Here is a 19,730-nt window from a genome sequence, read left to right as displayed (position 1 = left end):
CCTACATCTATTACAACGCAAGAAGTCTCCAAAACCTTACAAAGAAAATCAAAAAATATGATAAAAATAAGTAGCGTTTAAGTTAACCCTCAGTTCTTCTGCTGCCTGCTTCATCAAATCCCAAGAAAAGCAATAAAATGCCCAATGTATGATTTTATCTTCCAGTGTATCTACTAAATGGAGATTATTAAGATAGAGCTCTCCGTCAGGTTTTTTCTCCATTTCTATGACAACCGCCTTGCCCCAAAGCATCCTATACTCCACAACAATCTGGTGCTGTGTATCGACGACTTCCTTCCAGTCGTTAAGGGAGTTTCGCTTCGCTTCATCTTTTCCTATTTCTATACCGGCATGAACAATATTGACCGTTACATCTTCACTTAATAGGGAGGCTATCAATACAGGGTCCTTTTTTCTGAATCCCTTTAATAACGTATCCAGGATGTCATTAGGGATCATATGAACAACTGGTGGCGCTGATGTCTGTTGATGTTTAGCTTTTTGAAGGACAAATCTGGCCCTGCTCAAATTTGTATATACAGCGCCTTCCGTGGTGGCAATCATGCCGGCAATCTCACTCGCCTTGAATTGAAACACGTCGGCAAGGAGAAGTGAGACATATTGAACAGGTGTCAGATGCTGTACGAGAAACTCCAGATGATCCAACAGCTCAAATTCGCCATTCGCCGAATCGTCAGTCTGATAGTCTTCTTCCAATGACTGAATGGCATATGGGTGACGCCTATATCGATCGATCCATCCATTGGTTGCCATTTTAAACAAGTATGATTTCATATTTACAGGTTGATGCAACTTGGCAAGGACAGCGAGGGACTTAAACAATGTATCCTGTACCAAATCTTCCGCATCCCATGGTGATTGAGTCAATCGATAGCAATAGTGCCACAGATCTGACCGATAGGGTTCAATTTCCTTCTTAAAACGCTGCTCGATGCTCCTTAGATCATCACTCAATTGTTTCGTCATAGCATCTTCCTCCTTTACAGTTATTACGATTCATAAGTGATGCTCTTGTTAGACGAGTGACTCCCATCACCCGAAAGAACAGAAGACCTTCTCCTTTCATAATCTCCATCCAATAGGGTTCGGACTCCGTTTGTCATCAAGGTCAATGAAACAACCAGAAGGGTCAAGAACAGAACCGGGAAGAAAACGATCCACGGGGAAATCATCAATTCATAGTATCGGCTTCCGATAAATGACGTCCACCCTGGGATGTAATAGCCAAGGATCGACACGTGCATCATTAGGGTCAACACCGCAATCATCCGGCCGCTGGTTATCAACAGAAACTTTCCTCTTACACTGGGGAAGAGTCTTCCTGTAGACTCATGTTCCGTATGATTAAACGCGACTGCATAAACGGATTGTCCGATCCATTCCTCACCTAAATGTTTGCCAAGGGTTTTCCCGACCTTCACTTCCCTCACATCGGAATCTTTCGGTGTGACCGGGATTTTGTCGGCCTTCTCCTGGCTTAAACTGTTGAAAGCCACCATCTCAATCGGTAGCTGTCGCTGACAAGCACTCATTAGAACAAGAACGGTCCCCAACCAAATGAGCCTGGACACTCTCACTCCTCCCCACCTCTTTCTTCTGATGGATCAGGATACTGCTCATAAAACCCCCAATATCCTTTTGTTGATCTTAAAGTTTGAAAACAAAGTATCTTTAAACATCCCTCGGCTCAACCTGTGGCTCCTCCTCACTCTTCCTTTCGATCCTGTTTTTCCAGAAGCTCTATGATTCTATCAAGATTTGAAAGACCATATCACCTATATACAAAGACATCTCACCCGACTTATCTATATTTTTTAATCAAACACGGTTTGCTTCCTAGGGTCCCGCAAAAATTCAAACAGCATCTTAATCTGCGATTCTGTATTTCGTCCAACGGACAGCTCCGGCAGATGCTCTTCTTCAAAAAATCCGATCCCCTTCGTTTCGACGCCGCTTTCCCCTTCCCCTCCGGTCACTCTGCATTGAATGAAGATCTTGTAGTAATGGTAAGGCTGTGGGGGATGGGGATGTTTCTTCAGGTCCAATACAGCGAGTAATTTTACAGGGCTTGCGTCATATCCTGCTTCTTCCTTGATCTCTTTGACGATGTTTTCACCCGGAGACAGGCCGATGTCACAAAATCCGCCCGGTAAGGACCATTTATCATCGATTTTTTCTTTCACCATCAGAATTTTATTGTCTTTAAATACAACACCCCGCACATCGACTTTAGGTGTTTGATAGCCTTCTTCGTTCGTGAATAGATCCTTGATCTTTTTCATTTCAAGGCCGGTATATTCCTGCATGATCTCTGTACTGATCGACCTTAGTTCTTCGTATCTCTCCCTATCGTAAACGTCATTTGAGAAGGAAAGGCCCGATTGAGACAGAGCCTGTATCCGTTTGGCCCATTCCAGCCATTTATCACTCATCGCCCTGCACTCCCTTCATATTCCGTTCTTCTCAATCGATAATGATGGTACTTTTCTTGATCAATCGTCACTTGCCCTTGATAGCTGAATCCACATTTCCCGATGACTTTACTAGAAGGAGCATTGTCGATGAGAGCCACTGCGTTCACGGTTTCAACATTTGTTTGAGTGAAAAGATAACGGATCAATCCTAAAGAAGCTTTCGTCGCATAGCCCTTTCCTTGATGTTCACAGGAAATGGCATACATGATTTCCCGATTCGGGGCAGGAAGTTCCTCTTTTATCCCTGTACAGCACCATCCGATCAACTCATTGGTTTCCTTGAGGAATATCCCCATCTTTAACATTCGATCCCCCACGTCCCCTGTTTTGTCAACAGATTCAAGGAACGCTTTATTCGCCGGGATTTCGTAATGGGTCACCCAGTCGAGCCTTTGTTCGAATGACGATTTCCAGTCTGGTAGGTAATGGGCTATTTCTGGCTGATTAGAGATTCTATGTATAGAACCGACATCGGCAGTCGAGAATTCCTGTAAATAAATATTCCCGCAATCGATTTTAAATAAGTCGTGTCCATTGTTGTGATTTATCCTCATACCCTTTTTAACCAACCTATCAAATCCCCGACCATATCACGAGTGATTTGATGATTAACCCCTTTATACACTAGGAACTTTGCATTTTTCGATTCGTTTTGGTTCTTAGGTTCAACAGAATAATAGTGAAAGTCATCAATGGTGTTCTTTTGCATTACCCTTTTCTCCCTATCTTCACCGACAACGTCGTCTCTTCTTTAAATTCTCCTGATTCACTCAGTTCGAGCATCGCCTCTTTCACTTCATCTTCAAATAACGACACATTACTGCCAAGGAAACGCTTCGCACCGTATGAGGTCGAGTAATGGTTCCCGAGAAGCGACTCGACAGTCCAGGTGATTTCGTATGTAGGCAGTGTATGGACTTCAAGCTGAAAGTTAGATTGTGAAATGATGTCTTCGTGGCGGGTAACGGGGTGCGTATAGGTAGAGTTCCCAGCTTTCCGTTCATTTCCGTACCATTTTTCAACCACATGATTAAACCTTTCTTGCCAAGGAGTTAATGACTTATCAGGTTCAAAATTGTCAATGATGGCTACGCCACCTCCCGGAATAACGATTTCATATAAATCATCCAATGCCTTCCGCCTGTCCATCCAATGAAAGGCTTTGGCAATCGTTACGAGATGATATGGATCAGTATGTTGATATTCTTCCAACCTTCCATTGAACCATTCTATCCGACCAATCCTTATTTCCTCCTGGAGCCGTTTCGCTTCTTCTATCATTTCCGGTTCAAGGTCGATACCGACGATCTTGTTGCACCAATCTGAAAACCGTATGGTCAGATGTCCTGGCCCGCAACCAAGGTCCAGGAGATTCTGTTCTCCATTTAATGAGAACTCTTTGACTAGAAATCTAATTAAAGTAGATGGATAGATGGGCCTGTATTTTGAATAGTAGAGTGCAGCTCCCTTAAATAAATCTTGGCCGTATGTGTTCAAGGTGATCAGCCTCCTGTCATGTTATTCTAATTCCAATTATTTCAATTTTATCTTATTGCTCCATAAAGATATCGATGATTTTGTCACACACGTCATGATGGGTGGTCCCGTCAAAGTTGAGTAAAACCACTATTCCCAACCCGAGTTCAGGTACCATGGTCATAAGGGACCTTACCGCCATTTGGCCGCCCCCATGCTCTATAACCCGAAGACCCTTATATAGGTCTGTGAACCAAGCAAGCCCGTAACTTCTCACTTCGCTCCCAAACTGCCATTCTTCATTAACCAGGTGGACGGGCTGTTGCATCTGTTCAATTAAACCTGAGCGTAAGACATCCGATTCTCCCGTCAGATGAAAGGCTAGATATTCCCCTAAATCATTGGCAGTCGAGTATAAATAGCCAATGGGAGCAGAGAGAGCATTTTTCGGAAAAGGCGTTTCAATTTTCTCCTCACCTAAATAATATCTGGCACTGTTTGGATCTTCTTCCACATTCTTTGAATCACTCGTCGTCCGGTTCATATGTAAAGGGGAAAGGATCTCATCTTCAAGATGCGTCTCCCACTCGACTCCTGTTACCTTCTCGAACAAATCGGCCAGGATCACATACGCATCGGTGCAATAATTCCATCCCTTCCCTGGTGGATACTCCAACTCTACCTTTTGAAACCATTTCACTATATCTTCTCTCGTCTTCACACGATGAAGTTCTTCCTCTGTAAGACTGTAGTGGTCTAAAGCTTCTTGAAATTCAGTCGGCGTATCCGAAAATATTTCTCTTACATTCGGGGCAACCATATTGGCAATCCCTAATTCGGATCCAAAACCTGCCGTATGGGATAAAAGATGACGAATCGTGATCGTATCACTTTGTTGCTTATCTTTCGTTCTGAAATATGGCAGATATTGAACTACCGTATCATCTATTGAGATGAGATTCTTTTCTGCAAGCTGCATGATCGAGACCGCCATAAAGTTCTTTGAGATACTTTGAATACTCATCTTTGTATCTCCATCCATCGGTCGTTTCACAGGCTGAAGCTGTGAGTAGCCAAAACCTCTGGAATAGATGATGTCAGAATCTTTTACAATGGCAACGCTTAACCCGACTCCTTCCTGATCGATAAGTAGTTGATTAATACACTGTGTTATGTGCTCAAGTTTGTCTTTTAGTTGATTCATATTTATCTCCTTTATTACTCTTTTTCGTGTTGTGTAAAATAGGAACGAGAGACAACCGTTTCAAGGAGCGATTGTCCCTATGATTAACTATATCTCTCCGTATCCTCCAAAAACATCTTTATTGCATCTTCCAACGGCCGAACAGCACTCTCCCAGAAGTCCGTCCCTAACTCTTCCTTCAGGTAACCGACACTCAACTCCTCCATTGATTGGTTCCCTGATGAAGTAAGGAGCTGATCGTATCGTTCAGGGAAGCCTTCTTTGTCCTCCTGATAAAGGGAATAGACGCCGTTACTAAACAAGTAACCAATCGTGTACGGCAGGTTGTAGAAGGCTTTCTCTGTATTAAAGAAGTGAGGGATCGACATCCAGTTGTGGGTATTCACTTCTTTCAGGTAATCGTTGAACCAGTCTCTTTCTGTTTCTTCCATTAATTGAACGATGTCACCTGCTGAGAGCTTTCCGTTTAGCCGCTTCTTGTAAAAGGCTGCTTCGAACTCGAACTTGGCAGGGATGAAGGTGGTGTATTTCAATCCGTTCGTGATTTTCATCTCCAGGAGGGAAAGTCGGTCTTCTTCTGTTTTCGCCAGATCGATGGCGGCATCGAGGACGAGGTTCTCAGCGAATGTCGACGCCGTTTCGGCAAGACCCGTTCCAACCTTGTGGGCAAATCCTGGCTGTTCATGAAGGAGGGAATTGTGATACGCATGCCCCAGTTCATGAGCGATGGTGACGACGTCGTTGTAATTGCCCGTAAAGGAGAGCATGACGCGGCTTTCTTTTGCTTTTGGGAATGATGCGCAAAATGCACCGTGACGCTTGTGTTCAGCGGGATCTGCATCGATCCACCCCTCTTCGAAAGCGGTCCTTGCAAATTGACCGAGCTTCTCACTGAAGCGACTGAACTGACCGATGACGATATCAGCCGCTTCTTCATACGTCAATGTTGTCTTGGACGTGAACGCAGGGGCATAAATGTCATACCAGCTTACTTTATCCACACCAATCAATTTGGCTTTCCGCTCCAAAAACCGATGCAGCAAGGACGTGTGAGAGTGAAGGGTATCCATCATGCTTGTAACAGAGGCTTCAGAGATCCGGTTTTGCTCGAACATTTCCTTCAGTGGATTCGTCCATCCTCTTACTCTATACAGCTCATTCCGGAAGCCGGCAAAATGGTTGAAGATCGATGCGAACCGGTCTTCATTTTCACGGCACACTTTTTCAAGGGATCCTGCGATTTCCTGACGCTTGCTTCTGTCATTAGACAGCATTCCGAGAATATAAGCCTTATCAAAAGAGATATATTCCGTGCTGTCATCGTTCTTAACGGGTACAGTGAGGCGGGCGTATTCCTGACCATATTGATCTTCCCAACCGCTAAATCCATCAACTGAAAGGGCGTTAATGACTGTTTCCATCTCTGCAGGAAGCTGATCCTTCACCTTGCGTCGCTGTTCCATCAGAAACCTTTCACTTCCTGCTACGTCTTTACTCTCGATGAGCGATATCCATTCTTCCTTTGGCATGTGGGCAAGACATTGACTAAATGTGTGGAGCAGCGTATCCATCTTGGCCTTCAATTGACTACTTCTGGCCATCAGATCCTGCGCTTCCCCATCCAAAACGTTTTCTGATGCGATACAGAAGATGTATTCATCCATATGAAACACCTCTGTATAGAGGCCCTGCACACGTTTCGTCATCTCCACCTGTTCATGGGTATTCATCCCTGTTTCCAGTAGAGATTGCATTTCCCCAATATGCAGAATAAGCTCCTTGATTTGCTCTTTCACCGGGTGATTTCCTGGTCGGACACTGTCTAAATTCCATTGATTCGTATGTACTTGATTCACGTTAACCCCTCCTGTTCTACTACTTTCACCTTACGTGAATATGGAAAATTTTACATCAGTCGGAAGGCTGAGTATTGATTGAATCTTCAATCATTTAAGGATGACCGTTCATACGCCGTAATTTTCTCAAAGTCGCTTCCCGCAATCAATTCGGCTTCATGCATCCTCGTCCATCTTCCAATCGATACTTCCGGATGATTTTTCCGATAGCTTTGGACGATTTCATATCCGATTTTGTAGTTGGCCCATTGTGGGATGTCCATTCATTTCCATTTATCACTATCTATACGATTCTCATTTGGATATAGTTTCAAATAATAAAAAAAAGAACCGCCCGATTCAACCAGGAAGTTCTCATCATCTTCATCCACCTGTATACACACTAGCACACGTCCCTGCCGCGGGTTCATAGTAGCAGTGATTTTTATATTGTCCCGAAAATGGCTGATCGTACCATGTCGGCGGACATGGTGCATAAGGATTGAAGTACCAAAGGGCAAATTTAGCAGGATGCATGGCCCAATAATCCAGATTCTTTTTGGCCAATTTTTTTTCAACCGATCGTGCCCTGTTATAAAAGAGATTTCCTTTTTGTACCGCTTCAAAGGAGTAATTCCCTCCCTGGACCTGAAAGATGACCTGACGGATTGATCTAACCTTCTTGAAGTCCAGACACTCTGCCTTCGCACGGTTCACGATGACATTGCCCACATACAGCATGCCCTGTTTCCCTTCGCCTTCTGCTTCCGCTCTCATCATCCTTGCCATTAAGGCTACATCTGCATCGGTGTATTTCACTCTTGGCATTTTATTCACCTCAGAATATTTTATGAGAAATGCCGGCTTTCATGTCTGAAATTATTCTAAAGGGGAAGTTGGATAGACTATTGAAGCTTATTTTGACATGATTTCCTCTTCGTACTTCATGTGTTCTGACGATTTATGATCCATTTTAATCAGCTGATCATAACGAATATCCCCGTCATTCGCTGCATAGTCAACCCTTGCCGTCGCCACGATACTTCCGGATTTCCGCCTTACGTCAAGGGTAGTGGTTATATAATCATTTCTCTTGTCATTGCTTTTGTAATAAATGTAGGTAAAGGGTCCATCTTGAAAAACCTGAAAACCTGTCTGGTCTGTTATTTCTTTCCGTATTTTATCCGGTGCCTTTTTCATTGAAATGTCTTCATACTCTGCTTTAAAACCGATACTCAAATAGTAGAAGATACCCAGTCCCAAGAAAAGGGTTAAGAGAATCAACCTTTTTTTCATCTACTTCTCCAACTTCCCACCCGTCATTTTCTTTAAAAACGGCCCTGCCTCTCCCGGAAGTAAAACCGTCCTTTCTGCCTCCCCATTCTTTTCAACAATGATTTCTTCAATCGGTCTGGATTGGGTGCATGCGAAAAAGCTCATACTGATGGTGACAATCATCACCCCGGTTTTTTTGATCATGTGCGTGCCTCCCAAATACCGGATTAATATTCTTCAAGTTCATTCAAGAAGATCTTCAACCGCTCTTGCATCTGCTCCTTCGTCCCGTAACGGATTATCTGCTCCCGGCTTAACGACTCCTGCTTCAGGAGCTGATCATGCTCATGGATCATGGTGACGAGTTTCAAGTACACTTCCACGTTGAGATCGTTCCATTTTTGCTTCGAACCGTTCGTATATCCTTCCACAAAGCCTTCTGCACCGGCCTTGAGTTGCGGGATGAGGAGGTGGTACTGATTCTTGCCATGCCGCTTCGTATTGTGGAGGGAGTGGAACAGCGTCTGGTAGTTAAAGACGTAATTGGCCGCAAGGGAGGTCCCTGAATAGATAATCGGAAATGGATCGATCAATTTGACGCCGCACTCTGTGAAAATCATATTCTCAGGGGACGTATCCTGATTCGTCAGGACACGTCTTTCCCGCTCGACGGAGCGTGATGCCATCAGGTCCCCGCCGATCCTTCTCACTTTTTCCTTATCAAAAGAATAAGAGCTTTCAAGAAGGGCCTCCCATTCTTCCCGATATTCTTCGGTTTCTTCCCGGATGAATGCACTCAGGTTCCCTTCGTACAGCCCTTTAAGTTCCCCCTGGTCGCCTACGGTTATGTACCCTATTCCAGGTATGGGGGACTCCAGCCCCTCAAGGGCGAGGAAGAACTCCCCTACTTCCTTTCCGTACCGTTTCGATTGCTCCGGAGTCTGTCCGGCAAGCCCGATCGATTTTCCCACATACGATTCGATCGTATAGGTTAATTCTTCGGAAACATGGTAATTATAATATTCGGGACACATTTCTATACCGATCCTGTTGGCATGCTGATAATAGGCTTTCGTCCCGGCATAGTCTGCCGTGAGCTCATCCTGATTGAAGATGACCTCTTTCTCATAGGCGATCTTTTTCGGTAAGCGGAGAACGAGTTGTTCCCGGTCGATCAAATAAGCGCAGTGCCAGGCGCCCTCTCCTAATCTGGTGATCTCGGAGTCACTTGAAATGGTTGATAGTCCTTCGTTTTTTAATGCTTTGTTGATAAGTTCGCTTTCTGTTAGTGGTGTGGTTGTGAGGAATGGCATGTTGTATGTAGACTCCCTTTTCTCTATTTTCTGACTCGATTCACTTCTTCTTATCTTCCAGTTGGATTTCCGTTCTGAATACACCAATGAGCTCTAATTCGGTTTTACAATCCACCGCCAAATCCGCTACTATTCGATTTCACCCGCTCCAATTCCTGAAGCTGCTCATCTTTGCCTCTTCTCAACGTTCTTCTCCCCAATGCACCGGCAAGACCGAGAAATATGATTAGACCGATAAATAATCCCACTTTTGAATACCTCCTATTCAGCATGTACTTACCTTATTTGTATGAATGATCTTATATTAAGCTACACTTTCTCATAACGCCGATTCATCTTTTCACAGATCATGCTGATCAGATTTATTTTTATAAAATAGTTCATTTCCATCCAGACTACCAATATTTCAAATACCCACCGTTTTCTCAACCTAAAAAAAGGATTGAACCGAATGTATCCATTCTTTTTTCAATTAGAATTTACCTTGTTCTATCTGATACAGGTCAAGCTGATGCATATGTTGCTCCTGGACGTTTCCTTGTGTGAAGCTGGAACTGTGATCTATGTCTTTCCATTCGACTTCCCTATTACTCTCGTCAAGGGGTATCCACCCGAACCTGGAGTGCATTCCTACGTTAGATTCATTCCAAAAGTATTGGTCAGGACCTTCACTTCCGTCTGATAAAGCCAACGCGTTCCTCCATTCCCCGGGGACCTTCATTGCCCCATAGGATTTCCCCTCCATGGAGATCTTGGTCTTCATAAGGATACCAGGGACATAATGCTGTTGTTCACCACTCATCGAGTACCCCCTCTCTCTCATGTAGTAAAACTGTAGTGTATGAATCGGATTGTCGGGCTCGATGTTCCACACGATATAAAAGCTCGACGGATCATCGCCATAGACCATCCACACCTTTGGCTCACCATCTGTCCGGATACTAATGGCTTTCCAGCCGGTTAGATGCCTCTCCCAATAGCTAACACCGTATCCCCCCGTCTCAGAGAGGAAAGGTGCTACCCCGTGACCAGCATCGAGTTTTAAGAAATCCTGAACCTCAACGGCTTCTTCATTCGATAGGTGGGAATTGATCTGAGACAGTATTTCTCCATCTCTTGGCCGTGAATCTAGTTTCTCTGCTGCTGGCCAGTAGAACGCCAGTAACCCCACAACCAGGATTCCCCCCGCCAGGAATAGGATGCTTCTCTTCTTCATCGCTCCACCTCCTCAAGTACCGTTTCCGGGAAGCGGTAATAATACTGCGTCTTTCGAGTCGAGATGAGGATGCCCTTCCCGTCCTGCTCCATATAGATGTCCGGCTTCAGTCCGCTTCCCCATTTCGGCGTGGTACCGACCAGCTGATATGGAAAGCGTTCGGTATTCGAATAACGGCCGCCGGCTTCATCAAACCATGCCCAGCTATCGAATTCCACCTGTTCCACCTCAGAAAGCTGTTCCTTCAGCTTCTCCTGATCCAAGGTCCGTCCCTCACCGGATGGATGAATGATGTTGATGGATGCTTCATTGGGTTCTGATATGGAGGTGGATGGATTGTCTTCCGGATAGATGAGAGAATGAATCGGAATGCTGAGTAAAGTTCCTGCCAGGAAGATGAAATTGGCCAGGAATCCAATCCAGGCAAACCGGCGATACGTGCCCCAGCGGCCTTCCTTACTTCTAAGGACTCCGTAGAGAATCCACACGCCGAGTGGTAAGATTGGGATTTTTACAAATGTATGAAACCACTCCATATTGATGGTAAATGAAAACAAACCGACCAGAATAGCGAATAGCGCCTTCCATCCCTTTGGTTTTGTTTGAAGGCTTCTGTATACTCTGTAGGCGAGATAGCCAATCAAAGTCCACTCCATGATGGACATGATGAAGGAAACACTATTGAACGAAACATCAATGTTGACGATAGGACCCCCTCCTTTTTCACTATTTTACCATCTATACCCATAAGTGGGTCTACCCGATTTCGTAAAAAAAAGAATGACCATCCACGATGATCATTCTCTTCACTCATTTATACGTTTTTAACCGCTTCTTCTATTCCTGTACTTCCTGAAGTAAGATCGAAGCCTTTATTGAATGTGCTCTCTTCCGTCAATGAAGCGACAATGGTTCTCGCCACGTCCTCCCGTGGAATGGATCCTCTTTCCAGATTTTCTGCGGCTGATACTTGACCAGTACCCGCTTCGTTCAGCAGTCCACCCGGGCGGATGATGGTATACGTAAGTCCGCTGTCCTCCAGTGCACGGTCCGCGAAATGCTTCGCCACATAGTACGGCTTCAATGAATCATTCCAGTTCTCACGGTGATGAGCCTGTAGGGCACTCACGATCACGAAGCGTTCGATTCCTGCCTGCTTTGCGGCCTCCATCGTTTTCACCGCTCCGTCAAGATCAATGAGAAGCGTTTTGTCCGAACCCGTGCTTCCACCGGATCCTGCAGTGAACACGACGGCATCTGAACCCTTCAATCCGTTTGTGATTTGATCCACCGTTCCTTCCAGATCAACAAGGGCAGCCTCAACGCCTTCCTTTTTAAAAGACTGTACCTGCTCTTCTTTTCTCACAATGGCTCTTGGCGTGTGACCGTCTTCCTTCAAAAATCCGACCACTTGCTTCCCAATCTGTCCATTTGCTCCAACTACTGCTACGTTCATACTCTCATCTCCTTAATCCGATAATTTTAGTATGAATTTATCATCACATGGATGAATGGCTGATGACAAATCATCTGTTTGGTATGTGCTCATATAATGTATCCGTAATGGGGGATTTTAAAACGTATCGGATGGGCTAAGTGTCTGCTCCAAGGGTAGGGGAGGAGGTCGCATGATAACAGCTTACTCACTGATCATCATGATCGCCTTATCATTACTCGCATTGCCTTCGTTTCCGATTTTGGAATGGGCATGCTTTCATATTAGCCATGAGGTAACTGATGACAAGAAAGAACCTGTTGATTTCCACTTCTGTCGCATTCCTTCTTGCCCTGGCCACTGTCTATACTCTAAACCGGCTCATTTCGATCCAGCTCCCTTACATTTTTGTGTGTGTAATGGGAACAGCGAACGTTATCTATGCTATTTTGGTGAAAAGGGCTCAATAGATTTTGAGATTAAGGGTCTCTCAGGCTTTGGAACGGGTGAGACTATTTGAATATGGCTTCTATCAAGGAGGGATTGCGTCGTTTTATGAATAATTGCGTCATTTTGAAAATAATTGCGTCATTTTTTTATTAATTGCGTCGTTTTCAACCGTCATTGCGTCATTTTTTCGTTCATTGCGTCTTTTACCAATAAATCCCATTATAACATAAAAAAAGACCACCAAGGTCCGTCCCTCAATGGTTTCACTTCTAAATAATCCTGTACAACTCCTCCATGCTCGTCACGACGTAATCAGCATGGGGATTCTCTGCCTTCTCATCCGTCAAGTAGCATGAACGGATCCCGGCATTCTTCCCTGATTCCAGGTCCAAGTCCCGGTCCCCGATCATGATCGCATCAGACAGTCCGATGCCGTGGGTACGGATTAAATGCTGAATCGCATTCGGACTCGGTTTTCTTTCAAACCCGTGCTCGGAGGTGATGAAATCAGAAAAATAGCCAATCATCCCGAAATTCTCCAACATTCTCATGGAAGACTTCCCCCTGTGAGTGTAAAGATAATTCCTTCTGCCCGTTTCATGAATATACTTACAAAGCTCCATCATTCCTTCAAAGGGCTCGGACAAATCAAACTCCACATCTTTTCTGCGAGAATCATAGGCTTCGATGAACTCTTTCCCGATCCCGTACTTCTCTCCGTAATGATTGAAAGCATAGGTCATCGATACCTTCATATGTTTCATGATCTCCTCTAACGGTTCATCAATGCCATCCTTCTCAAGCATTCCCTTGAAGGTGCCAGCCATGAGGGGATATGTATCGAAAAGAGTCCCGTCGAAATCCCATATGATGTGTTTGTACATGTCCTTTCCCCCTTCTTATGTAAACTATCCTAATTTTATCACATGAAATATCCTCTTCGTCCATAGGAAAAAATGACTTTCACAAAAACAGGAAAATTATGCTAAACTATTCTCAAAGCCTTTCAAGGAGGACCAGATGATCCGTTCCCACCATCCCTTTTTTCACATTATTTTGGCCACCCTGTTCTTCACCGGGATTATCCTTCTATCGTATAGAGCATACGGATGGGGACTGCTGCCGCTACTGGGTCTTTTCACCCTCTGCCTCTCTACACAAAAATACAAGTCCGTTGCTTCCCTCTTCCTGTTCTTCTTGCTCGGCTTACTAATATTTCAATTCGCAACCGGCTGGATGGAAGAATGGGATATTTCAAAAGAGATCTACATACTGTTGAACAGAGCTGCTCTTGTCATCATACTGGTGGCAGTAATAATCCCCCATTTACTATCTAAAAGCACGATCCGTTTCTTCACAAAATTCCCGGATTGGAAGAAGCGCATCTCCATGCCGGCACATTCCATCTCAATGCCCCTATTTTTATTCATCGGGCTGGCGGGTTCAAGCACCATCTTCATCCCTCTCCCCTGGTTCGGGGAAATCGGCGAAGTGAGATCATTATTCCTATTCGCTGTAGGATTCACTATCCTCAACGCTACACTTGAGGAATTCATTTGGAGAGGAGTCATGCTGTCCTCGTTGGCACGAAACACTTCAATCGTTTATGCCGTCACCGTGACAAGCATCGGCTTCGGTCTCTTGCATCTATCCATTGGGATCCCGTTCCTCTTCAGTCTATTATTCTCTTTCGGGGGACTCTTTTACAGCTTCGTAGTATGGAAGACGGACAGCATCTACCCGGCCATCGTCTTTCATATGGTCATGAATATGGGGATGGTGTTGAATGGATGGATAAACTAGATTATCCTCTTTAAATAGAAAGGATTTGGATGAATGAGAAACCATTTAAAAGCTTTCCTCTGTTTATTCTTCACTTTTTCCATGACAGGCTGCATTGGAGAAGACTATGATTTCACGCCTCCTACTGTCACCCTTATGAATACTGACAGCGTCAACTCCGTTGAATTAACCGAAACCAATATCAATTGGCAGGGTGAAAATGGCAAACCGTTGGAGAAGGAAACGAAAGAAATAGTAGACTTCGCACGGGAACAGAAGGAGCTCACCATTCCATCCGGTCAGCAGGTAGATCTCCTTTTTGACAGCGAAGACTTTGCCGTTGAGGAGTTACATGCATTCTTATGGCTGGGTAATGAAAAGTGGCAGCTGGATATGAGTGAGGATCGTTCCTTTACACTCCCTAGAGGAAAGGGGTCCTACGTATTGGAGGTCGACCTTCAAACGGATAGGGGGAACGCACAGTATGTAGGGAATATTGTCATACAGTAAGTTCGGAGGTGAGGACATGGAAATTCCATTGATCATTTTAGGTGCACTCGTCGGTTCTATCACTTTTCTATATGCTCATTGAAAGAGCTGTGCGAGACGGCATCAATAATTCCATTATCGGGCATTATCTCGAAGAAAAGCATGAAGTCAGGGAACTCCAAGGCGATGAAGACTTATTTGATGAAACGTTCAAAGGGGAATGATGGTTGTGGGGGATAACCGTAGAATAGCTCTGGGAGTCTCTGACTCATGTAACATCCCTCCCCTCCATATCGTCTGATTAACTGAGGTGAACTCAATGAATAAGAACGGTTTTTTCATTCTACTTGTAACCTTCCTCCTTCTAGGCTGTGAAGAGGATGAATTGGTTTATGACAACAAGTCCGACAACAAAATCCTTTACGGGAAAGTCCTTGAAAAACGAAATCAAGGAATGACTCTTGAATTAACCGGGGAATCAAAGGAAAAATACTCTGATATAATCTCTATTTCTGTTCCGGATGAAAATATGATGGAGTTTATAAAGGAAGGACAACATCTATCCCTATGGTATGATTTCATCCGTGAATCCAATCCCCCTTCAACCAGAGCATTAAAGGTAAAAATAATCCCCACTGAAAGCTAAATGATGGTATCATTAACTAACAATAATTGGAATAAAAGGAGCTTCTCGTTGAAATACCTTAAATCTTTTATCGCATTTGAATGGCTTACACTCCTGGGAGCTTCGGCAGTCCTCTACACCAGGTGGGACTTTCCTCTTTCTATTTGTATTGGCATCGTCCTTCTTGGCGTGATCCTTACGCTTTATTTCACGAGAAAGTATGAGTCTGTAGAGATGAATGAAGAAGACGTGTAGGATTCATGGGAAGCCGAGAATTACTGGACAGTAACAGTTTCCCCACTATAAAAAAAGCATCACCGACCCAACCGTCAGTGACACTTCGTTATATCATAACTTCCCATCAACCTCAGACGTATCCACATCCTCACCGAACCAGTCACTCAACTTCGCCTTGGCCTTTCCCTTCACTTCATCATCGATATACATGGACACCTGCAATAAAGCGAGACCCAGGGCGCCAAGGTCATCTGTAAACCCCACTCCCACTGCCATGTCGGGAATGAAATCCGTCGGAAGGATAAAATACCCGAGTGCACCGATGATGATCATCTTCGACTTCTTCGGAATATCCGGCTTTTGCAGGACAAAATAAAGGAGCAGCGCCGTATACACAACGGAATGACCTGCCTTCACACCATACCGTTTTAATTTATCCCAAAACTTTTCTTCTGAAAAATGTTTTTCCGTATTGTCCATTTCATATCCACCTCCGTGAGACTAGACCTTCTCTTATTTTTCATTGTAGAAGGTTTGGGGAAAATAGACAAATGTTTGGACAGGTGGATTTGCGTTATACTTCATCTAAGTAAACTATTAGTGGGAGTGATTACTGTGCTAAATGCTATCATCTTATTCATCCTGGCCGGTATCGCCGAGATCGGTGGGGGGTATCTCATCTGGCTATGGCTACGGGAAGGAAAACCATCTTATTGGGGACTTGCCGGCGGAATCGCCTTAGCTCTTTATGGTGTCATCGCCACCTTCCAGTCCTTTCCCTCATTCGGCCGGGTCTACGCTGCTTATGGAGGAGTATTCATCGTCCTGTCCGTTCTCTGGGGGTGGGGAATTGATAAGAAAACACCGGATCTGTATGACTGGGTCGGTGCCGGGATTTGTCTGATCGGGATTAGTGTAATGCTGCTTGGGCCTAGGCAGTAGACAAAAGGGAACATCTGTTCTAAAATGGGTGTAAATGGAAATTTAGGAGCTGGTTACATTGAGACCTACATTAAATAAGGACACCCCGTTCAAAACGTTTAAAGAGTATTATTGGTTAAAGGAAGAACTGCAAACGTTCTGTCGTAACTATGGAATCAGTGCATCGGGATCAAAGATAGAATTAACAGATCGAATCTGCACTTTCCTTGAGAAAGGTGAAATCAAAAAACCTGTCCGAAAATCAAACGGAAGCAGCTCATCCGTACATGTAGTAACCTTAAGCCTTGATACTGTCATAACAGAAGACCACCGCTGCAGTCAGGTAGTGAGGACATTCTTTACATCCATCATCCCCACTTTCCATTTCTCTACTTATATACAAAACTATTTCAAACAGAATGTAGGAAAAACCTATCGAGATGCAGTCGAAGCTTGGTATGAAGAAGAACAACGCAAGAAAGACCCGGCATACAAGAAAGAAATTGCCCCTCAATTTGAATATAACCGATTCATCAGAGATTTCTTCGCAGATCCGATCAACCAGAGTAAAAAGAGAGCCGATGCCATTGAAGCTTGGAACCAAATTAAGAAACTCCCGGGTAGTAATGCATATATACCCGGAGAGTGACGAAGGTCCGTCCCTCTTTGTTTCATACCTGACAGTAAAAAAGCCCACGGTCCTCTATAGGGAACCCGTGAGCTCTTCCAGTTTATCCTAAAGCTGCGTCAACGTATTCGTCACCGTCATAATCGTAATGATGAACGCATTGATGAATCCTGCCAGATAAGGATTTCCCGTCACCTTGTATATCTTACGGGAAACAACGGCTGCCACCATGAGGATCACGATGATCGGGAACAGCCAGATTCCGATGATGTGGGAAAGATCATTGTAATACACTTCGCCGGTCACAAAGAAAGCGATATACTGGATGGCCACCAGAATGATGATGGCAAGTGAATTGAACAGGGTTAATACGGCCGTATTCATCCATTCTTTCTGCCCTATTTTGATAAAGTTAAAACTATTGATGGCAATGGAATTCGCTACATAGAATACCAGGAAGAAAGGCAGATACTTCAATGCAATCAACAGCTTATCCGGCGTGAAGGCTTTCACGGTCAGTACCCATAAACGGAAATCCGTTTTAAAGAAATAATCCGCTATGAACACGAGGCTATAGGATAAGGCAGTGACACAAAGGGCTAGCCCGATCGTTTTCAACAGTGTCCTGAAGGAAATGACTACCCCTGACGCCCTCAGATCCATTGCGTTCTTCTTGGAATAGAAGAGGTAGCACGCCCCCACTACTATGAGAGTGAAGAGACCCGTGACCAAACACCACATCCCGATATAAAATGGCGGGAACTGTGGAAAGAACGGTGTAATGTGTTCCACGGTCCAGGTGGATAACTTTAAATAACTGAAATAAGATACGAGGGCACCCGCAATGAGTCCTCCCCAGAACCAAAGCTTCCCTAGTCCATCACGGAATGTCATTGGCTCCGCTTCCTTATCTGCTCGCAGTGCAGTAAATGTTTCCGTGAAGAGAAGCCATTTGGTGATGCTCACGATGAACATCACAAACCCGACCAGGCCTATGGCATTAAAGAACACTTTGTATTGCCAGATCTGTTTGTCTGCTGCTATCGGATGAGGCGCTCCAAGAGAATTCTCAAAAAACTCAAGAGTACTTGTCACGACATTCTTTGAAATATGGTTCCACGGATGAATTTGTTCAGGGTTATAAATGACCCTCGCTGCTTCCTGACCGTCTACGTCCTGCTTATAAATCTCGTAGCTCTTCCGCTTCTCTCCTCCTGATGGATCAATCCCGAAGTTCAGGAATGATTGTGCTGGTTCTGTATTAATATAATCTCTAGGAACCGTAGCAGTCCCATCCTCTTTCAAACTTCTGAAGAAAAACTCATCGTACTGGGCGGCCACAATTCCGACATCCCTCGCCCCATACACGTTTACATATTCCTTATCCTTCGGCTGCATCGACCAATACAATGGCTCTGCCGGATCACTCGTGTACATGGCATCATTCGCAATTAACAGCACCGACGAAATCAACGGTTCATCCTTCTTGTTATCTTCATTGATGGACCAGTTGGCGGCACGAGCCCCATTGGAGTGACCCGTCACCCCTATCTTACTTTTGTCCACATATGGAAGATCTGCCAGAAGTTCCACAGCATCATACATCCCCGTGCCCCGGTTGATCCATTCTTCCGGTTTCACAGCATCCGAGTTCCCGTGCCCGTACATATCGATGGATATGACCACATATCCCCGTCTCGCAAGCTCCACGTAATTCAGATCCTGCATCTCCCGCGTGTTATACCAGCCATGACTCGTCACGATTCCGGGGGCAGGATTGTCCTTCGACACTCCATCGGGAACATAAAGCAGCGCACTCATCATATGACCTGAAGGCGTTTCCCAACGTAAATCCTTCACGGTCACCTTTCCACCTGACGTTTGTACAAAAGAGGAGCCAATCGCGCTAATTAAACACAAGACCAAAGCAATGACAACCCACCGGAACGATTTCCTTTTGCTCATCTCTTAACCCCCTGTAACTCTTTCTTATAGGTTTGTGGTGTGGATAACCCTACAATATAAGGTTATTGGGGTTGTTAGGAAAAAAGACCTGATGGTGTGCTAGAATAATTGTTTATGCGTTAGCTCCTGACTTAAAGCAGCAATATCCACTTGGTTCAACGTATTGTAAAACCATAGGGATGGGGGGGGATAAGCCTCTTGACCATCCTCACATTCGGTCATGGAAACAATCCGTACGCGCGCCCGCCAGCTACATGCGCGTTGTTGTAGTTTTCTATCTCTTCTTTCTTTAAGGCTGTTTTCCCATAGATTGTTGCTATTTGCATCCAAACTTAGATTGACGATGCTCTGTCAATTAGGTTGTGGTGCAGGAGGGTGAAGGGA

At 44.6% G+C, this 19,730-nt stretch carries 27 protein-coding genes; 7 read left to right on the top strand and 20 right to left on the bottom strand.

Features of this window, described 5'->3' with window-relative positions; translation table 11 throughout:
* Positions 1–48: 48 nt before the first annotated feature.
* The 17 genes from JI667_RS14075 to JI667_RS13995 form a co-directional block, all read right to left on the bottom strand.
* Complete coding sequence (locus JI667_RS14075) at positions 49–987, bottom strand: RNA polymerase sigma factor (protein WP_206855738.1); 939 nt, start codon at positions 985–987, stop codon at positions 49–51.
* Positions 988–1,010: 23 nt separating this feature from the next.
* Positions 1,011–1,592: a hypothetical protein gene (locus JI667_RS14070; protein WP_206855732.1), complete on the bottom strand. Its 582-nt coding sequence runs from the start codon at positions 1,590–1,592 to the stop codon at positions 1,011–1,013.
* A gap of 243 nt (positions 1,593–1,835) precedes the next feature.
* Positions 1,836–2,453, bottom strand: coding sequence for an NUDIX hydrolase (locus tag JI667_RS14065; RefSeq protein WP_206855729.1), 618 nt, complete (start codon positions 2,451–2,453; stop codon positions 1,836–1,838).
* Positions 2,450–3,043 carry a GNAT family N-acetyltransferase gene (locus JI667_RS14060; protein ID WP_414635245.1) on the bottom strand — a complete coding sequence of 198 codons (594 nt, stop codon included), beginning with the start codon at positions 3,041–3,043 and terminating at the stop codon, positions 2,450–2,452. The genes JI667_RS14065 and JI667_RS14060 overlap by 4 nt, the downstream gene beginning before the upstream one ends.
* A 2-nt stretch (positions 3,044–3,045) precedes the next feature.
* Entirely contained in the window at positions 3,046–3,204 is a 159-nt protein-coding gene (locus tag JI667_RS14055) for a hypothetical protein (protein ID WP_206855723.1), read from the bottom strand.
* Positions 3,204–3,992, bottom strand: a complete 789-nt coding sequence (locus tag JI667_RS14050; RefSeq protein WP_206855715.1) for a class I SAM-dependent methyltransferase — start codon at positions 3,990–3,992, stop codon at positions 3,204–3,206. The genes JI667_RS14055 and JI667_RS14050 overlap by 1 nt, the downstream gene beginning before the upstream one ends.
* A gap of 52 nt (positions 3,993–4,044) precedes the next feature.
* Positions 4,045–5,175, bottom strand: a complete 1,131-nt coding sequence (locus tag JI667_RS14045; protein WP_206855713.1) for a serine hydrolase domain-containing protein — start codon at positions 5,173–5,175, stop codon at positions 4,045–4,047.
* An 83-nt stretch (positions 5,176–5,258) separates the two neighbouring features.
* On the bottom strand, positions 5,259–7,031 hold the full coding sequence (locus JI667_RS14040; protein WP_206855710.1) for a M3 family oligoendopeptidase: 1,773 nt from the start codon (positions 7,029–7,031) through the stop codon (positions 5,259–5,261).
* Between the two features lie 86 nt (positions 7,032–7,117).
* On the bottom strand, positions 7,118–7,294 hold the full coding sequence (locus tag JI667_RS14035; RefSeq protein ID WP_206855707.1) for a hypothetical protein: 177 nt from the start codon (positions 7,292–7,294) through the stop codon (positions 7,118–7,120).
* Between the two features lie 100 nt (positions 7,295–7,394).
* Positions 7,395–7,838 carry a cell wall hydrolase gene (locus JI667_RS14030; RefSeq protein ID WP_206855704.1) on the bottom strand — a complete coding sequence of 148 codons (444 nt, stop codon included), beginning with the start codon at positions 7,836–7,838 and terminating at the stop codon, positions 7,395–7,397.
* Positions 7,839–7,925: 87 nt separating this feature from the next.
* Positions 7,926–8,306: a hypothetical protein gene (locus JI667_RS14025; protein ID WP_206855689.1), complete on the bottom strand. Its 381-nt coding sequence runs from the start codon at positions 8,304–8,306 to the stop codon at positions 7,926–7,928.
* Positions 8,307–8,489: a hypothetical protein gene (locus JI667_RS14020; RefSeq protein ID WP_206855686.1), complete on the bottom strand. Its 183-nt coding sequence runs from the start codon at positions 8,487–8,489 to the stop codon at positions 8,307–8,309.
* Positions 8,490–8,512: 23 nt separating this feature from the next.
* Positions 8,513–9,598 carry a hypothetical protein gene (locus JI667_RS14015; RefSeq protein WP_206855683.1) on the bottom strand — a complete coding sequence of 362 codons (1,086 nt, stop codon included), beginning with the start codon at positions 9,596–9,598 and terminating at the stop codon, positions 8,513–8,515.
* A 104-nt stretch (positions 9,599–9,702) separates the two neighbouring features.
* Positions 9,703–9,846, bottom strand: a complete 144-nt coding sequence (locus JI667_RS14010; RefSeq protein ID WP_206855681.1) for a hypothetical protein — start codon at positions 9,844–9,846, stop codon at positions 9,703–9,705.
* 224 nt (positions 9,847–10,070) lie between these two features.
* Positions 10,071–10,814 (bottom strand): hypothetical protein, encoded by a 744-nt coding sequence (locus tag JI667_RS14005; RefSeq protein WP_206855677.1) that lies wholly within the window; start codon positions 10,812–10,814, stop codon positions 10,071–10,073.
* Complete coding sequence (locus JI667_RS14000) at positions 10,811–11,458, bottom strand: hypothetical protein (protein ID WP_206855665.1); 648 nt, start codon at positions 11,456–11,458, stop codon at positions 10,811–10,813. The genes JI667_RS14005 and JI667_RS14000 overlap by 4 nt, the downstream gene beginning before the upstream one ends.
* A 170-nt stretch (positions 11,459–11,628) precedes the next feature.
* Complete coding sequence (locus JI667_RS13995; protein ID WP_206855662.1) at positions 11,629–12,270, bottom strand: SDR family oxidoreductase; 642 nt, start codon at positions 12,268–12,270, stop codon at positions 11,629–11,631.
* A 281-nt stretch (positions 12,271–12,551) separates the two neighbouring features.
* Between JI667_RS13995 and JI667_RS13990 the strand changes: the two genes are divergently transcribed.
* A complete protein-coding gene (locus JI667_RS13990; RefSeq protein ID WP_206855659.1) occupies positions 12,552–12,719 on the top strand; it encodes a hypothetical protein in 168 nt (55 codons plus the stop codon).
* A 249-nt stretch (positions 12,720–12,968) separates the two neighbouring features.
* Here the strand turns inward: JI667_RS13990 and JI667_RS13985 are convergent, their stop codons facing one another.
* Entirely contained in the window at positions 12,969–13,583 is a 615-nt protein-coding gene (locus tag JI667_RS13985; RefSeq protein ID WP_206855656.1) for an HAD-IA family hydrolase, read from the bottom strand.
* Between the two features lie 136 nt (positions 13,584–13,719).
* Between JI667_RS13985 and JI667_RS13980 the strand changes: the two genes are divergently transcribed.
* The 4 genes from JI667_RS13980 to JI667_RS13965 all read left to right on the top strand — a co-directional run bounded on the left by JI667_RS13980 (position 13,720) and on the right by JI667_RS13965 (position 15,850).
* The gene (locus JI667_RS13980) at positions 13,720–14,502 is read left to right on the top strand and encodes a CPBP family intramembrane glutamic endopeptidase (RefSeq protein ID WP_211201299.1); all 783 of its coding nucleotides are present in this window, start codon (positions 13,720–13,722) and stop codon (positions 14,500–14,502) included.
* Positions 14,503–14,535: 33 nt separating this feature from the next.
* Positions 14,536–14,991, top strand: coding sequence for a hypothetical protein (locus JI667_RS13975; RefSeq protein WP_206855654.1), 456 nt, complete (start codon positions 14,536–14,538; stop codon positions 14,989–14,991).
* Between the two features lie 298 nt (positions 14,992–15,289).
* Entirely contained in the window at positions 15,290–15,616 is a 327-nt protein-coding gene (locus JI667_RS13970) for a DUF3221 domain-containing protein (protein ID WP_206855652.1), read from the top strand.
* A 48-nt stretch (positions 15,617–15,664) separates the two neighbouring features.
* On the top strand, positions 15,665–15,850 hold the full coding sequence (locus tag JI667_RS13965; protein WP_206855647.1) for a hypothetical protein: 186 nt from the start codon (positions 15,665–15,667) through the stop codon (positions 15,848–15,850).
* A gap of 93 nt (positions 15,851–15,943) precedes the next feature.
* Here the strand turns inward: JI667_RS13965 and JI667_RS13960 are convergent, their stop codons facing one another.
* Positions 15,944–16,312 (bottom strand): YkvA family protein, encoded by a 369-nt coding sequence (locus JI667_RS13960; protein ID WP_206855644.1) that lies wholly within the window; start codon positions 16,310–16,312, stop codon positions 15,944–15,946.
* A gap of 135 nt (positions 16,313–16,447) precedes the next feature.
* Here JI667_RS13960 and JI667_RS22730 point away from each other — a divergent pair, with 135 nt between their 5' ends.
* A complete protein-coding gene (locus tag JI667_RS22730; RefSeq protein WP_206855641.1) occupies positions 16,448–16,774 on the top strand; it encodes a YnfA family protein in 327 nt (108 codons plus the stop codon).
* A 58-nt stretch (positions 16,775–16,832) separates the two neighbouring features.
* Positions 16,833–17,402, top strand: a complete 570-nt coding sequence (locus JI667_RS13950) for a DUF6434 domain-containing protein (RefSeq protein ID WP_206855626.1) — start codon at positions 16,833–16,835, stop codon at positions 17,400–17,402.
* A gap of 87 nt (positions 17,403–17,489) precedes the next feature.
* Here JI667_RS13950 and JI667_RS13945 read toward each other — a convergent pair whose 3' ends face one another.
* The gene (locus tag JI667_RS13945) at positions 17,490–19,346 is read right to left on the bottom strand and encodes a dienelactone hydrolase family protein (RefSeq protein ID WP_206855623.1); all 1,857 of its coding nucleotides are present in this window, start codon (positions 19,344–19,346) and stop codon (positions 17,490–17,492) included.
* Positions 19,347–19,730 lie beyond the last annotated feature (384 nt).

Origin of the sequence: Bacillus sp. NTK074B (genome assembly GCF_017303375.1) — a bacterium.
Classification (GTDB): Bacteria; Bacillota; Bacilli; order Bacillales; family Bacillaceae_B; genus Rossellomorea.
This window is presented reverse-complemented; position numbering and strand designations above follow the sequence as displayed.